The organism is Geobacter benzoatilyticus (assembly GCF_017338855.1).
Lineage (GTDB): Bacteria > Desulfobacterota > Desulfuromonadia > Geobacterales > Geobacteraceae > Geobacter > Geobacter benzoatilyticus.
The window spans coordinates 2,427,219-2,442,559 of record NZ_CP071382.1 but is presented as its reverse complement, the minus strand read 5'-3'; the positions used below and the strand labels follow the sequence as shown (position 1 = coordinate 2,442,559).

Here is a 15,341-nt window from a genome sequence, read left to right as displayed (position 1 = left end):
GCCGGAGGGGCCAAGGATGGAAGGCATATTTATCAGCTACCGCCGGGAGGAAAGCGCCGGCCACGCCGGGCGCATCTACGACCGGCTGCGGGAGCGCTTCGGCAGGGGCCGGGTCTTCATGGATGTTTCCGCCATCGAGCCGGGGGTCGATTTCGTGGAGGCCATCGACCGGGCAGTTGGCTCCTGCGCGGTGCTCCTGGTTATTATCGGCCGGCGCTGGCTCGATTGCACCGACGCGGCTGGGCGCCGACGGCTGGACGACCCCAAGGACTTCATCCGCCTGGAGGTGGGGACGGCCCTGCGGCGGAACATCCGGGTGGTCCCGGTGCTGGTCCAGGATGCGGCCATGCCCGGCGAAGTGGACCTTCCCGATGACCTGAAGCTGCTGGCCCGCCGCAATGCCATCGAGATCAACGACACCCACTGGGACTCGGACCTGGCGCAACTGGTGGAAACCCTGGAGCGGGTTCTGGAGGGAAGTGGAGCGGTAACGCCTGAGAGAGCCGGCACAGGGACTGCACCGTCGGCGCGAAAAAACCGGCTCACCTGGCTCATCAGCTCCATCACCGCAATCGTGCTCGCGCTGGCGGGGCTGCTTACCGGCGTCGAATCGCTGCGGAACAGCTTTGTCAGGCTCTTCAAGGGGACTCCGGCCGTTACGACCACGAGCGACACCAGCGTCCACCCGGGGCCGCCGGAGGAGCCACCGTCCGACGTGAATCAGGAGCCTCCACCGCCACAAGTGCAACAGGAGCCTTCACCGCCCGACACGCATCAGGAACCTCCACCGCCGACGCTCGTCACCGTGCCGAAGCTGGCCGGGGCAACCCTCGGCAAGGCCGAGGCAGCCCTGGCGAAAGCCGGCCTGAAGGTGGGAGCGGTTGAAAGGCGGGAGAGCACCACGGCAAAACCGGGGATAGTCATCGGCCAGATCCCCAAGGCTGGCGCAAAGCTGTCGAAGGGGAAGAAGGTCAATCTCGTGGTTGCCGTCAAGCCGCCGGAACCGGAACTGGTTACGGTGCCCAACGTGGTGAAGCAGCCGTTGGAACGTGCAGTGCGAATGCTGGAGGATGCAGGGCTGCGGCCCGGTGCCGAGACTCCGCGGCCGACAAGCCGGGAACGCCCCGGAACGGTAATGGATCAGAAAATAAGGGGGGGCAGCGAGGTAAAGCGTGGCACGGCGGTGGACCTCCTGGTGGCCGTGCAGCCGGAAGAACGTGGTGCCGCACTGCTTGCCGGCGGAAACCGCAAAATCCCCCAGACCTACCTTTTCGACCTGGATTCGGGGAAAATTGCAGAAAATGGTGAGGCAGACATCTGGTTCGAGGCGGAAACGGAAACCGAGCGGTACCTGACGCCCCGAAACGGCGCAGCAATCGGCTTCACGCGGGAGAACCCCTCATTCGAAACCTGCTCCAACGTGCGGATGGCGGAACGACGCATCCCCATTCAGCGGTTTCCCGAGACTGCCTACGCCTGCGTCCGGACCAACCGCGGCAACATTGCCGCCTTCAAGCTCCTGGAACCGGTCGGCCCAAGCCCCGGGGTCATGCAGATCCATTTCAGCACATGGAAAAGGGGGAGGTAACGGGTCCCGCAAATCGTGACCGCCCTCCCCCCTTCCTGACATCGCGGCAGGTTCAGCTTTTCTTTGCTTTTTTCCTGTAACAGAACACTCCGGCGAGCCCGGCCCCCAGGAGCAGGAATGTCGAGGGTTCGGGAACCGTGCCGGGAACTTGTTGCGGAGCGACAACATCCCAGTCAATCAGCACCCCTGTCCCGTTGGTGTCGATAATACCGGGGCCGAACGTTGAGGAAAAGTCCGTCAACGCCGTGGCATTTCCGGAAGCAAAGCTGAATACATCCATATAGGCCCTCAAATCAAGGGTGTGCCCGACAATGGCGTCAAACTCCAGCTGCAGCAGGCCGGTATCGAAGTTGTACGAGTTGGTCACTTCCCGATTGTTGTCCGTGGTTTCGTAATAGTCATCATAATCACCCGACATATCTATACCGGTGTTGGTGTAGGCTCCCCAACTGGCCGACCAGTAGCTTGAATACGATTCCCCCCAATACGGCTGATAGACCTCTCCCGCCTCAAGATCGGCATCGGCCCCGAAGGAAACGATTCGGGGAGTGTACCAGCCTTCACCGGTATCGATCTTCAGCAGCGGATCGACAATCGTGAGGCCCGCCAGCAGATGGGAAAAAGCGTCGCCATTGCCGGGCCAGCTCGTTCCCGTGGCGGTAAGCCTCCCGTCGAGACGGACGTCGAGGCGTATCTTGGCAGTGTCGCCATACGCCAGGCCCGAAGTGCCCGGAAGCACCGTGAAGCTGTTCTGCATATCTCCCCTGGTCCACGATTCGGAGAACTGCGCCCCGTTCGAGATGACGGAAGCGCTCTGGCGCATAATCCGGTGCGCGGCATCGACATAGCCATAGCCGAAGGTGGCGGAATGGCCCGGGCCGACAGAAATGCCGACCGCACCGCCTCCGGGAACCAGCACCGGATAATTGTTGTAACTCACCGAAGAGGTCGCGGACTCATAGGTCCGCCCCATGGAGTACTTGGCCTCACCGGTGCTGATAACCTGTTTCGAGTCATAGGAATCGGTGAGCGTCTCCGAAGGATACGTGGGAAGCGGAATCGTACCTGACACGTAATCCGTGTCATAGTAGGTCTGCGATATATCCAGGTAGGAATAAGAGGTGGCGTAAGCGGCACCACAGGGCAACGACATGGCAAGTAGAATAGGCAAAGATACAGTTCGCAGGTTCATGTTTAACAGGGTCTTGAAAAACTCCCTGATTTTGTCCCCATAACCTCCGGGAGAGGTTTTTTCGGGACGGCTCAGTTTGATTTTGTTGTTTGTTTTGCGGTTTTCTTGCTCTATGAAACTCTTTTTGGCCGATTATTCGGCTCGGTTTCGCCTTGTGGGCGGTTTTCTCCCCACTTATGCGGGACAAACCCCCACGTTTCGCATTCGGACCAGGTTGTAAGCGGTTACCGCCAGGGTGAAGTACCAGTTGATCTTGGTCACTCCCCGATAGCGGGTCTGCCGGAACTGGCCGGTGGTCTTGAGCCAGCCGAATACTTCTTCGATGCGCTTGCGGAATCTCTGGCTCAAGGCATACCCGCTGTGCCGGGTGGTCCGTCCGTCAATGGCTGAGCCACCTTTGCGTTCTGTATTCTGGGCCACATGGGGTGTCACCTTCATAGTGCGGGCAGCCTTGACGAACCCCTTGGTGTCGTAGTTCTTGTCGGCAGCCACCGTGATACGCCGCTTGCCGTTGGCAACGTTGCTGAGCATCTTTTTTGCGGCAGCCCGTTCGGCAAAGCCATCGGCTTCGGTAACGGTGCTGACCATGACCAGTCCGTTTTTGTTTTCGGTCAAAACATGGGCAGCAAACGACAGCTTGGCCTCATGGGTGCTGCTCTTGCGATACAGTCGGGCTTGCGGGTCAGTGGTCGAGACATGGGTGTCGTTGACCAGCTTTTCACCCCGGAAATCACGGGTCGGGTTTTTCCCTGCTGGCGGCTCCTGATCGTCATCTCTTGGCTTGAAGCTCTTGATGGATGCCCATGCCTGGATCAATGTCCCGTCAACGCTGAAGTGATCCTTTGACAGCAATTTCTTGTCCTTGGCCTGTTCAAGGATGGCCGCCAGGAACTGTGCGGCAACATCGGTTTCGATTAGGCGTTCCTGGTTCTTGCTGAAACTGGAGTGATCCCAGACTGGCTCATCCAAGCCAAGGCCGAGGAACCAGCGGAACAGGAGACTGAAGTGAATCTGTTCCACCAGCTTGACGTTGCTGGGAATCGAGTACAGCACCTGTAGCAGCATGGCCTTGAGCAGCTGTTCTGGCGGAATCGATGGCCGGCCGGTATGGGAGTACATCTGGCAAAAAACCGATGACAGATCATCAAGGGCCGCATCAACCATCTGCCGGATTGGCCGCAAGGGATGATCCTTCGGCACAAAGGATTCCGGCGAGATGTAGACGAACAATGCATCAGACTGCTGCTCAAAACCGCGCATACCGTTTCTCCTGTAATATCAAGAAGATATGCGCAGCATCATAACATAAAACTGAATCAAAGTGGCGTAAATACTACGTGTTTTTCAAAGACCTGTTAACCTCCAATACAAATCACAGAATTTTCACATGAAAATGCACAAAAAATGCCACCGCTATCATTCTGATATCATTAGAACCCGCCACGCTGCGCCGCAGAATAATGTAAGGCAAATCGACAAGCAGTTAAAAAAACCTTACACCCACCCTGCCACAAAAGAGTAAACTCCAAGCAACAGAAGCCGAAGGCAGCAGATGAGGTTTTCATTTATTTGCATCACCTCCTTACCCTGACGAGGCACCCTTTTTGACAAACCTGAAGCCGACAGTAAACTTTCTGCATTCAATCATTGCACCCCGAAAGGAACGTTGCCATGTACGTAGCTCGAGACAAGGACAGTCAACTATACCTATTCAAGGATGTCCCCCTGAGGGGTAAGGAATGCTGGTGGGCTGAAGCGGGGGTCGACGGCACTTACCTTCGCCTCGACAAGGCCCTCTTCCCTGAAGTAACGTGGGAGTCGGAGCCTCTGCCGGTTTCGCTGGTGACCGTCACCGAGGGGACGGCGTGAACCCGTGTCATTGAACCCGTAATTTTCAAATACAAGCTGGAGGAATATATGACTAACGCATACAGAAGGGGGAGCAAGGGGCCCGAGGTAAGGAAGATCCAGGCACGACTGGGTGAACTGGGCCTTTACAGTGGAGATGTGGACGGCATATTTGGTGGCGGCACCGAGAGCGGGGTTAAAATGTTCCAGCGACAAAACGGCCTGGATGTGGACGGGGTCGTGGGCGAAGATACCTGGAAAAAGCTCTTCGGCGGCGGAAAGCTCCAGAAGCCGGAAGTCTGCAAGCAGAAACTGGAATACCGCTGCCTGGCCCTTACCGGTACCATCGAAACGGGCAGGCCGATACCCGATTGCTTCGCCATGGCATCCGGCGACTTCGACGGGCAGGGCCTGAGCTTCGGCGCCCTCCAGTGGAACCTGGGCCAGGGGTCGCTGCAACCGCTGTTCAAGGAGATGGCGAAAAAACACCCGAGCCTTCTGGAAGACATCTGCCACGATTACTTCCCGGAACTGAAGGCCATCTTCACCTCCGACAAGGATGACCAGCTCGCGTGGGTACGCTCGGCCCAGGACCAGCGGCGCTTTACCCTCTTCGAGCCATGGAAGGGGCTTCTCAAAGCCCTGGGGCGCACCACCGAGTTCCAGGATATCCAGGTGAATGCCGCCGGCAAGCTCTTCAAGGACGCCAAGGCCCTCTGCGCCGAGTACGGCCTCTGGTCCGAGCGGGGGGTGGCTCTCATGTTCGACATCAAGGTGCAGAACGGAAGCATCTCGCCCCTGGTGAAGTCCCAGATTATGGCCGACTGCACACGCCTTGGCAGCAGCCTGAGCAATGATGAGGCTGAAGAGGCGAAGCTGGTCATCGTGGCCAACCGCCGGGCCGAAGCAAGCAACCCCCGCTGGATCGAGGACGTCCGGAAACGCAAGGTTGCCATCGCCCACGGGGAAGGAATGGTGCACGGGAACTATCTCCACCTGGAGGACCAGTTCGGCATCAAGCTCAAGCCTTTCTGATCCGGTCGGCGATAACTGGGGAGCATTCCGTGAGAAACAAACTGGTCAAGAAACGCTCTTCGAAGGCGGGGCTTCCCCCAGGCACCCTCGTCCACATCGGCGAACGGCACCGGGAAGCGGCTCGCGTCTCCATTATCGTCTATGACGAGAACAACATAACCGACCAGGCTTCCGATAACCTGGCGGCCTGTGCTACCATGCGCGGCCAACCGGGGGTCCGCTGGATCAACGTGGAGGGAATCCACAGCATCGAGCTTCTCCAGAAACTCGGCGAATGCTACGGCCTCCACCCCCTTGTTCTGGAAGACATCCTCAACACTGACCAGCGCCCAAAGCGGGAGGATTACGGCGACTACCTATTCATCGTCCTCAGGATGCTCTCCCTTAAAAGCGGCGGTGAAGGGGTGGCATCCGAGCAGATGAGCCTGATTCTCGGCCCCGACTTTGTCATATCGTTCCAGGAGGGGCTTGCGGGAGACCCCTTCGACCCGATCCGGGAGCGGCTGCACACCAGCCGGGGAAAGATCCGTTCCCTGGGTGCCGACTATCTCGTCTATAGCCTTATGGATGCCATCGTCGACAACTACTTCGCCATTCTCGAAAGCGTGGCGGAGCGCATCGAGCGGCTCGAAGAAGAACTGGTGGATAATCCCTCGCGCGAAACCGTAGGCAGGCTCCACACCCTCAAGCGGGAGATCATCTTCTTGCGCAAGTCCATCTGGCCGCTGCGCGAGGTAATCAGCGGCCTCGAGCGGCGCGAGTCTTCCCTAGTACGGGAAGAAACCGTCATCTACCTGCGCGACGTCTACGACCACACCGTGCAGATCATCGACACCGTGGAAACCTTCCGCGACATACTCTCGGGGCTGCTCGACATCTACCTGTCCACCATAAGCAACCGCACCAACGAAGTCATGAAGGTGCTCACAATAATCGCCACACTGTTTATGCCTCTCACCTTCATCGCGGGTCTTTACGGCATGAATTTCCGCTACATGCCCGAGCTCAACTGGCATTGGGGTTACCCAGCCGTGCTTTTCCTCATGCTTGTAATTGCGGGGGGCATGCTTAAATTTTTCCGGGGGAAGAACTGGATATGATATGGGCCTGACGGACGAAGTCCCTGGGACAAAACCCGCAGCGAGAGCTTCGAAGCTGCTGCGGGCAGGTCATTGGCTCCCGCTGGTGGTGCTGGGGCTCGGCCTCGTCATTACCTACTCTCTATGGGAAAACGAACAGCAAATTATCGACCAGGATCTCAAGCTGAATTTCGATTTCTCGGTCCAGGAAAATATCTCCCTCATAAAACAGCGGATGCTGGCCTATGAGCAGGTGCTGCGCGGAGCCCGCGGATTGTTTTCCGCTTCAGAGTCGGTGGGGCGCCGCGAGTTTCATGACTATGTTTCCGCCCTTGGACTGGAGGACACCTACCCCGGCATCCAGGGAGTCGGATTCTCGCTAATCGTCCCGCCGGCGCAGAAAGAATCCCATACCGAATCAATACGCGGCGAGGGGTTTCCCGGATACGCGATAAAGCCTGAAGGCGTGCGGGAGACCTACAGCTCCATTATCTATCTCGAACCGTTCACCGGCCGCAACCTGCGTGCCTTCGGTTACGACATGTTTTCCGAAAAGGTGAGGCGCATTGCCATGGAACGGGCGCGCGACACGGGCAAAGTGGCCCTGTCCGGCAAGGTGAGGCTGGTGCAGGAGGATGGCGACCGGGAACAGGCGGGCGTACTGATCTATCTTCCCGTTTATGCACCCGGCAAGCCCCTTGATTCCGTGGAATCGCGCCGGTCGGCAATCATAGGATGGGTCTATTCGCCGTTTCGCATGAACGACCTGATGGCGGGACTTTTCGGGCGGCATGCCGACGAGATGGATCTGGAGATATACGACGGTACTGAGATCTCCGGGAAAACGCTGCTCTATGACTCTGCCGGAACCCGCTCCGACAGGCTTAAGGCCCCCACACGACACGCCGTAAGGCGTATTCAGATAGCCGGCCAGACCTGGACCGTGGCATTTCGCGCCCTTCCGCCATTCGAAGATCAGGATAAGAGGGGCAAGGTCAGGGATGTGGCAATCGTGGGCATTGTGCTGAGCATCCTCCTGACGCTGATAACCTGGCTTCTGGCGGTTGCGCGGACACGGGCGGTGGAATCACGGGAAGCACTGGCAGTCAAACAGAAGCAACTTGAAGACCTGAATCTCTCCCTTGAGCAGCGGGTCGCGGACCGCACTGCGGAACTGGAGCGGCTGAACCGGGAACTGGAGAGCTTCTGCTATTCCATATCCCATGAAATCCAGGCGCCCATAGCCCGCCTGGATGGATTCAGCAGGGCAATTGCGGAAGCAGTCAAAGCCGGCGGACCAGATGACGATACCGTATACCTGGCAAGCAGGCTCGAAGTTGCAAGCCAACGGTTGAGACACGTCATCGACAGCCTTCTGGTAATGTATCGCATGGGAAGCATTGAAATCGAAAGAAACCCCGTAGACCTGTCAGAGCTTTGCGGCCAAATACTGGAAGAACTGCTCCAGAACTGTACAGAACGGACGATCACGACAACCATCGCACCCGCTGTGGTGGTCCAGGGCGATCGCCGCATGCTTGACACCTGCCTGCGGCTCCTGCTGGAGAATGCGGTGAAATACAGCGCCGGGAATCCGGAAGCGGCAATCGAGTTCGGCAAAACGGAGCATGCCGGAGAGACTGTCCTGTTCGTGAGGGACAACGGGGTGGGATTCGACATGACATACGCCGATAAGTTGTTTCAGCCATTTTCCCGGCTGCACAACGAGTACGAATTTGAAGGGAGCGGCACCGGCCTTCCGACAGCCCAGAGAATCATCGAACGGCATGGGGGAAGAATCTGGTGCGAAGCCGAACCGGGGCGCGGTGCGACGTTCTTTTTTACTCTCGCCTGACGCCTTGCCAGCCGAGGGGCATTCGTGTTAGTTCTATATCAATGCAAAGAGATCCGGGGGGGGCGGCTTCAGCCGCCTTTTCCATTCCATTTTCACCAAAGGAATCAATCCATGAACGCAAACGGATTTCTCATAGATACCCACGCACATATCGACGGCCGCGACTTTGCGGCGGACTTCGACGAGATGCTCGCCCGCGCCGCCGATGCGGGGCTCTCCCACATCGTAACCGTCGGCGCCGATCTGGAGTCGAGCCAGGCGGCCTGCGAACTGGCCAAAAAGCACGACCACATTTACTGCGCCGTCGGCGTGCATCCCCACGACGCATCCAGGGTGACGGAGCGCTGTTACGAGGTAATCGGCGACCTGGCCCGGAACAACCCGAAAGTGGTCGCCATCGGCGAAATCGGCCTCGACTTCTACCGGGACCGGGCCCCACGCGACGAGCAGGAACGGGTCTTTCGCCGCTTCATCCGGCTCGCCCGGGAACTGGCGCTCCCCATAATCGTCCATGACCGGGATGCCCACGAAAGGGTAATGGCAATAATGAGGGAGGAGAAAGCCGCCGAAGTGGGGGGCGTTCTCCATTGTTTCTCCGGGGATCTGGCCATGGCCCGGGAATGCGTAGACATGGGCTTCTACCTGTCCATCCCCGGCACGGTCACCTATCCATCCAACGAACAGCTCCGCGAGGTGGTACGCGGCATCAGGACCGAGCACCTCCTGGTCGAGACCGACTGCCCCTACCTCCCGCCGGTTCCCCACCGGGGGAAGCGCAACGAACCGGCATACGTCCGTCTCACCGCAGCGAAGGTGGCAGAACTCAAAGCGCTCACCCTGGAGGACGTGGGTCGTATCACGTCACTCAACGCAAAGCGTCTTTTCGGCATCGGCGAAAAGGACCAGGCGGCCCGCATCGCCTACCGGATAAGGAATTCCCTGTACCTGAACATTACCAACCGCTGCTCCAACCGCTGCTCCTTCTGCGCCAAGTTCGAAGATTTCACCGTGAAGGGGCATTACCTGCAACTGGACCACGAGCCGAATGCGGACGAGGTTATGGCCGCCATCGGAAATCCGGGTCCGGTGGACGAAGTGGTGTTCTGCGGCTATGGGGAGCCGATGCTGCGCCTTGACCTCATCAAGGATATTGCCGCCCGTCTCAAGCAGAAGGGGCTTCGCATCCGGATAAACACCGACGGCCAGGCCAACCTGGTGTACGGCCGCAACATCCTCCCGGAGCTGGCGGGGCTGGTAGACTGCATCTCCGTCAGCCTCAACGCAGCCGATGCCGAGACCTACGCCCGGCTCTGCAACACCCCTTTCGGAAAGGATGGGTTCGACGGCATCTGCCGGTTCCTCTCGGAAGCGACGAAACACATCCCGAAAGTGGTAGCTTCGGCCGTCACCGTGCCGGGAATTGATATTGCTGCCATCCGGAGGCTTGCCGAGTCACTTGGTGTCGAATTCCGGGAGCGGGAATATGCCGAAGTGGGATAAGCAAAATTTTACTATCAATAAAAAAGGTCCGCCCAAAACGGACCTTTTTTGTTTGTGCAGCCGCAAATCCCCCCCCTCGCATTTATGCGAATCCATCGCAACAGCGCCAAGCAAAACCCCAACATGCTGATTTTATTGCAATTAACACACTATTCCCATCTCGGACCCCCTTAAAGCTGGCTAAAACGTATAACGAAATTTTGCATTATTGCGAATCAAACGCGACAACCGCCGCCTGAACCGCAAACGCAACCAAGCTACAACATATTGAATTGTATAAGCTTTTTAAAAAACACACTATTTTATAACAATGGTATGCAAGTTGCTGAAAGAGAGACATGCATGAAAATCGACTAAATGTCGCCAACGTTAATAAAAGGAGGTAGAACCATGTCGGACACGGTCAAGAACAGGGGATGGCAAGTAACCCTGGCCGGAACGGGCATCAACCTGGCCCTGGGAGTTCTCTACGCATGGAGTATCTTTAAAGGGGCAATAAAATCGTCCATCGACGCGGGTGGCCCCGGAGCTTTCAACTGGGACCCGGCCTCCATCAACGACCCCTATGCAATCTGCTGCCTCGCTTTCGCCTTCTCGATGATCATTGCCGGCAAGGCCCAGGACAAGATCGGCCCGGCCCGCACGGCTCTCATCGGCGGCATTCTCGTGGGCCTCGGCTTTACCATCCTCTCCCAGAGCAACAGCTACCTGGCCTGGGTACTCGGTTTCGGCATACTGGCCGGTTCAGGCTTCGGTTTCGGTTATTCGGCGGCCACCCCTCCGGCGCTCAAGTGGTTCCCCTCCAGCAAAACCGGCCTCATCGCCGGAATCGTCGTGGCAGGTTTCGGCCTGGCGCCGGTTTACATCGCCCCCCTATCCACTTACCTCCTGGGCACAATTGGCATCGAAAAATCAATGCTGGTGCTGGCCGCCGCCTTCGCAGTGGTGGTCTGCGGCCTTTCCTTCTTCCTGGTGAACCCGCCGGCCGGATATGTTCCGGCTGACGCCCCCAAGGGTGACGCAGCGGCCAAAGCCGCACCGGCAAAACCGACGGTAAATGCCACTGCGGGCGAAATGCTCAAGTCCGGCAAATTTTATGTACTCTGGCTCACCTACTTCATCGGCGCCGGCGCCGGCCTCATGGTAATCGGCAGCGTGGCCGGCATCGCCAAGAAGAGCATGGGTTCCATGGCGTTCCTCGCAGTTGCCATCATGGCGCTGGGCAACGCGGGCGGCCGCGTTGTGGCCGGCATCCTCTCCGACAAAATCGGACGGATGGCAACCCTCTGCATCGTGTTCGCTTTCCAGGCCGTTCTCATGTTCGCCGCGATCCCCCTCGTGGGAGCCGGGCACTCCAATGCCGTCCTCATCGTGCTTCTGGCCACCTTCATCGGCTTCAACTACGGCGCCAACCTCTCCCTCTTCCCCTCCTTCAGCAAGGACTACTGGGGGCTCAAGAACTACGGCCTCAACTACGGCCTTCTCTTTACTGCCTGGGGCGTGGGCGGCTTCGTGATGGGGCGCGTATCCGAAATGCTCAACACCTCCACCGGCAGCTTCACCACATCCTTTACCCTGGCCGGCTCGCTCCTCATTGCCGGCGCGGTACTGAGCCTCGCCCTGCGGCCGGCCAAGGCGGCCAAGCCTGCCGAGACGATTGCTGCCGAACCTGCAGTGAACGGCGTGTTCATGGAAAGCTTCATCCGCGGCTGGGCCGACTTCCTCGGCTTCACCCCCAGCACCCCCCGCAGCTTCTCCCGCTAGGGACAGCCCCTCACTGCGCACCGACAAAAGCCCCGCTTCGGCGGGGCTTTTTTGCGTCCAGCCCGGCCGGTATCGTTCCGGTCATACCGGCATTTCCCAAAAACAATTTCGCAACAAAACTCAAACCCGTTGCCCATCCAGAGAAAAATCGCTACAATCATACAGTTTTCCGGCACCTTTGACCGCTTCTGCCCGATACCGCCAAGGTCCGCGCACGACTATCCCGACAAAGAGACTGTTTCGCATCACCTTGCTTCTGAGAGGTCACCAAGGAGCCCCATGTACTGCGACCATTTCGGTTTCAGCGAACAACCCTTCGCCCTTACACCCAATCCGGCATTCCTCTTCCTGAGCTCCCGCCACCAGGAGGCGTTCGCCCATCTCCTTTACGGCATCGACAATCACGCGGGCTTCATAGAGCTTTCGGGCGAAGTGGGCACCGGCAAGACCACCGTAATCCGGACCTTTCTCAATCAGCTTGACCCGGAAACTCACCGGACCGCCCTGATTTTCAACCCGACCATGTCCGCCCTGGGCCTTTTGCAGGGGATAAACCGTGAATACGGGCTCGACGGCACCAGTACCGAAAAAAGCGAGCTCCTGGAAGCGCTCAACCGCTTCCTTCTGGACGAGAATCGCGCCGGCCGCACTGTGGTGCTGGTCATCGACGAGGCCCAGAACCTCTCCCCCGATGTCCTTGAGCAGATCAGGCTCATTTCGAACCTTGAAACGGAGCGGGACAAGCTCATCCAGATCGTGCTCGTGGGGCAACCGGAACTGAGAACCCTCCTGTCCCGGCAGGAACTTCGCCAGCTCAATCAGCGGATTACGGTCCGTTATCACCTGGAGCCCATGGGGTTCGAAGACACGCAGAACTATATCAGGCACAGGATCAGGGTTGCGGCGTCAGGCCGGGAACCGGTAACCTTCTCGACTGGCGCCGTGAAAAAAATCTTCGCTTTTTCAGGGGGGCTTCCAAGGCTCATAAACGGCGCCTGCGACCGGGCGCTCCTGATTGCCTACACCACCGAGACCCACGACGTTTCTCCCGCCATGGCTGCCTCGGCCATTGCCGATGTAACCGAAGCCCCCCGCCGCCCCGCCATCCCCAGGCCGGTTGCAGCCGCTGCCGCTATTTTACTGGTGGCGGCCCTGGGGGCGGGAACCTATGCTCTGACACGCAAAGGCGACGCTTCACCGGATGCTGCGCCCCCTCCCCTCTCCGAGCCGGCAGCAACGGGCACCCAGCCCCTCAATACCGCAGAAGCCCTGTCCGGGCTAACAGCCATTCCGGAAAGGGACAACCTCATGGCCGCCGTCAACGCCATTTTCCGGTCATGGCAGGTCCCCCCCATGGCCCCGGCTTCGGCAGCAGCCGACCTCCGCGCCATCGCACGGGAGCGAGGCTTGACCGTCACCTCGCTTTCTACGGACCTGGATGATCTGGTCCGGCTCGACACCCCGGCCCTCCTCCACATTACACTGCCCGGTGGAGGCAAGCGGATCGTGGCCCTGACCGCCGGCCAGAAGGGTCAATTCATAATCGAACCGGCCATTGCAGGGCGAACGGCCCTCTCAAGGAACGAACTGGCTGCGCTCTGGAGCGGCCGGGCTTCAATTGTCTGGAAGAATTTCCACGGAATCCCCCCCCGCATGAAACCGGGGAGCAGCGGTGACGGAGCGGGGCAACTCCAGGGCCTTTTGAAGGGAGCGGGGTACTACGGAGGGGCAATTTCCGCCCGCTACGACTCCGCCACCATGGAGGCGATCCGTGCCTTTCAGAAGGCGGAGAGGCTCAACATTGACGGACGGGCGGGGGAAAAGACGCTTCTCATGCTCTACCGCAGGGCAGGCGGCTTTTTCCCGGCGGGACTGGCACAGAAAGGAAATACCGGCGAAACCGGAGATAAAAACTTATCCGGCACGGAAGCGGCGCAGGTACCCATGAACGAGGAGCACAACAGATGAGCCTGATACTCGATGCACTGAGGAAAATGGAACAGGAGCGCAAGGCTCGACAGGGTGGGGGAATAGATCTGCGCCCCGAGGTGTTGGGGCGCTCCCGGATTGAACCTAACCGTCGGCCATGGGGCAAGCCGTTTTTCCTCATTGCCGCGGGCGTAGTCCTTCTGGCGGCGGGAGCCGGTGGCGGCATCGCACTGAAAAAGGGAGCGGAACCGAAGCTGCCTGAACAATCCCCGGCGGCTCCCCGCAGCGAGGCCGCTCCCGCCGAAGCAATAGCCCCATCCGAGCTTCCGCCACCATCATTGCCTCCGGCACCGGCTGTACAACCGGCGGTATCAGAACCGTCGGCACCGGCACCGCCGCCCGCCCCCGCCGCCATGCCGGCACCGAGGCCGGTACAGCGCCCATTGGCAGTGGAGCAACCGTCATCTTCCGAATATCCGGGAGCGAACCTGACCGTGTCAGGCATTGCCTGGCAGGATGAGCGGAGCCTGCGGCGCGCCGTGGTGAACGGTAACCTCGTGGGCGAAGGGGCCGAGGTCGCCGGCGCACGGGTCGTGGAGATCGGGGAGCGGCGCGTCAAGTTCTCCCAGGGGGGAAGAACCATCAGCGTATCGTTATCCTCTCCGTTCCAGGGACGCTGACCCCGCCGCGGCATATTTTACGACAGGACGGCGGCCCGATGGCTGCCGCCGGCTTTATCGTTTTCCCTTCCCCTTGATGGGCCGCTCGAAACGGCCAACGGGGATGGCAACATCTTTCAGCACTTCGCCGGAGGTCACGCTGACTGCCGCGGGGACGTCCCCCCCAAGGGTCGCGAAAATCGACCCTTCATCGGGCGCGCCTCCGCCATAGGCGCTCCTGACCCTCAAATAATACTTCCCCCCCTCGGCCACCCGCAGAAGATACTTCCCATAGCTGTCGGAGCGTTCCGAAACGTAGAGCGGCTTCCCCTGCATTTCCTGGGATGTGAAGGCGAATACGACGGCACCCTCAACGGGCTTCCCCTCGCCATCCACAAGACGTCCTTCGATGGCAGTGGCGCCGGGGCGCATCATCCCCGTTTCCTTGCTGATGGGACGGGCGCCGCCGATGGTGCCGACGTTAACCGCCCCGTTCCCCTTGACGTCGAACGTCAGAAGCTTCCCCTTGTCGTCGGCGGCAATCAGGAATAACTCGCCAGCACGGGGAGGGCCGATCTCCAGATGGTCGTTCCGCTTGATTGCCGCAAGGAAGTATGTCCCCTCTTCGACCGTGACGGTGAAACGGCCGTCATCATCCATGGTTTCCACATGATCGGGAACCAGCCAGTACCTGTCGGGGGCCGGCGGAGGGCCGGAACCGCGCCTGAACAGCACTACCGATCCTTTGGACAGAGGAACCTTCCCCTCCCCCAGAAACTTTCCGCTCACCGTGCCGGTCGGGACCGGTCCGGCCGCAACGGCAACACTCGCCGCAAACATGCAGAGAATCGCTGTCAGCAGCCTGATTTTCATCATAACTTCCCCCCTGAAT

The 15,341-nt window shown here is 59.3% G+C and carries 12 protein-coding genes; 9 read left to right on the top strand and 3 right to left on the bottom strand.

The window, feature by feature from the left end; translation table 11 throughout:
• Positions 1-16: 16 nt before the first annotated feature.
• Positions 17-1,588: a toll/interleukin-1 receptor domain-containing protein gene (locus JZM60_RS11220; RefSeq protein WP_207162548.1), complete on the top strand. Its 1,572-nt coding sequence runs from the start codon at positions 17-19 to the stop codon at positions 1,586-1,588.
• A 52-nt stretch (positions 1,589-1,640) separates the two neighbouring features.
• Here JZM60_RS11220 and JZM60_RS11215 read toward each other — a convergent pair whose 3' ends face one another.
• On the bottom strand, positions 1,641-2,741 hold the full coding sequence (locus tag JZM60_RS11215) for a PEP-CTERM sorting domain-containing protein (protein WP_207162547.1): 1,101 nt from the start codon (positions 2,739-2,741) through the stop codon (positions 1,641-1,643).
• Positions 2,742-2,954: 213 nt separating this feature from the next.
• Positions 2,955-4,040, bottom strand: a complete 1,086-nt coding sequence (locus JZM60_RS11210; RefSeq protein ID WP_207162546.1) for an IS5 family transposase — start codon at positions 4,038-4,040, stop codon at positions 2,955-2,957.
• Positions 4,041-4,451: 411 nt separating this feature from the next.
• On the opposite strand from JZM60_RS11210, the gene JZM60_RS11205 reads away from it, so the two are divergent.
• The 8 genes from JZM60_RS11205 (at position 4,452) to JZM60_RS11170 (ending at position 14,470) form a co-directional block, all read left to right on the top strand.
• The gene (locus tag JZM60_RS11205; protein WP_207162545.1) at positions 4,452-4,649 is read left to right on the top strand and encodes a hypothetical protein; all 198 of its coding nucleotides are present in this window, start codon (positions 4,452-4,454) and stop codon (positions 4,647-4,649) included.
• 48 nt (positions 4,650-4,697) lie between these two features.
• A complete protein-coding gene (locus JZM60_RS11200; RefSeq protein ID WP_207162544.1) occupies positions 4,698-5,663 on the top strand; it encodes a peptidoglycan-binding domain-containing protein in 966 nt (321 codons plus the stop codon).
• Positions 5,664-5,692: 29 nt separating this feature from the next.
• On the top strand, positions 5,693-6,763 hold the full coding sequence (gene corA / locus JZM60_RS11195) for a magnesium/cobalt transporter CorA (protein WP_207162543.1): 1,071 nt from the start codon (positions 5,693-5,695) through the stop codon (positions 6,761-6,763).
• Position 6,764: 1 nt separating this feature from the next.
• A complete protein-coding gene (locus JZM60_RS11190; protein WP_207162542.1) occupies positions 6,765-8,597 on the top strand; it encodes a CHASE domain-containing protein in 1,833 nt (610 codons plus the stop codon).
• A 111-nt stretch (positions 8,598-8,708) separates the two neighbouring features.
• A complete protein-coding gene (locus JZM60_RS11185) occupies positions 8,709-10,097 on the top strand; it encodes a TatD family hydrolase (RefSeq protein ID WP_207162541.1) in 1,389 nt (462 codons plus the stop codon).
• A 390-nt stretch (positions 10,098-10,487) separates the two neighbouring features.
• Positions 10,488-11,861 (top strand): L-lactate MFS transporter, encoded by a 1,374-nt coding sequence (locus JZM60_RS11180; protein ID WP_207162540.1) that lies wholly within the window; start codon positions 10,488-10,490, stop codon positions 11,859-11,861.
• Positions 11,862-12,140: 279 nt separating this feature from the next.
• Entirely contained in the window at positions 12,141-13,829 is a 1,689-nt protein-coding gene (locus JZM60_RS11175) for an AAA family ATPase (protein WP_207162539.1), read from the top strand.
• Positions 13,826-14,470, top strand: a complete 645-nt coding sequence (locus tag JZM60_RS11170) for a hypothetical protein (protein ID WP_207162538.1) — start codon at positions 13,826-13,828, stop codon at positions 14,468-14,470. The genes JZM60_RS11175 and JZM60_RS11170 overlap by 4 nt, the downstream gene beginning before the upstream one ends.
• Positions 14,471-14,524: 54 nt before the next feature.
• On the opposite strand, the gene JZM60_RS11165 is transcribed toward JZM60_RS11170, so the two are convergent.
• On the bottom strand, positions 14,525-15,325 hold the full coding sequence (locus JZM60_RS11165; RefSeq protein ID WP_241426233.1) for a carboxypeptidase-like regulatory domain-containing protein: 801 nt from the start codon (positions 15,323-15,325) through the stop codon (positions 14,525-14,527).
• Positions 15,326-15,341 lie beyond the last annotated feature (16 nt).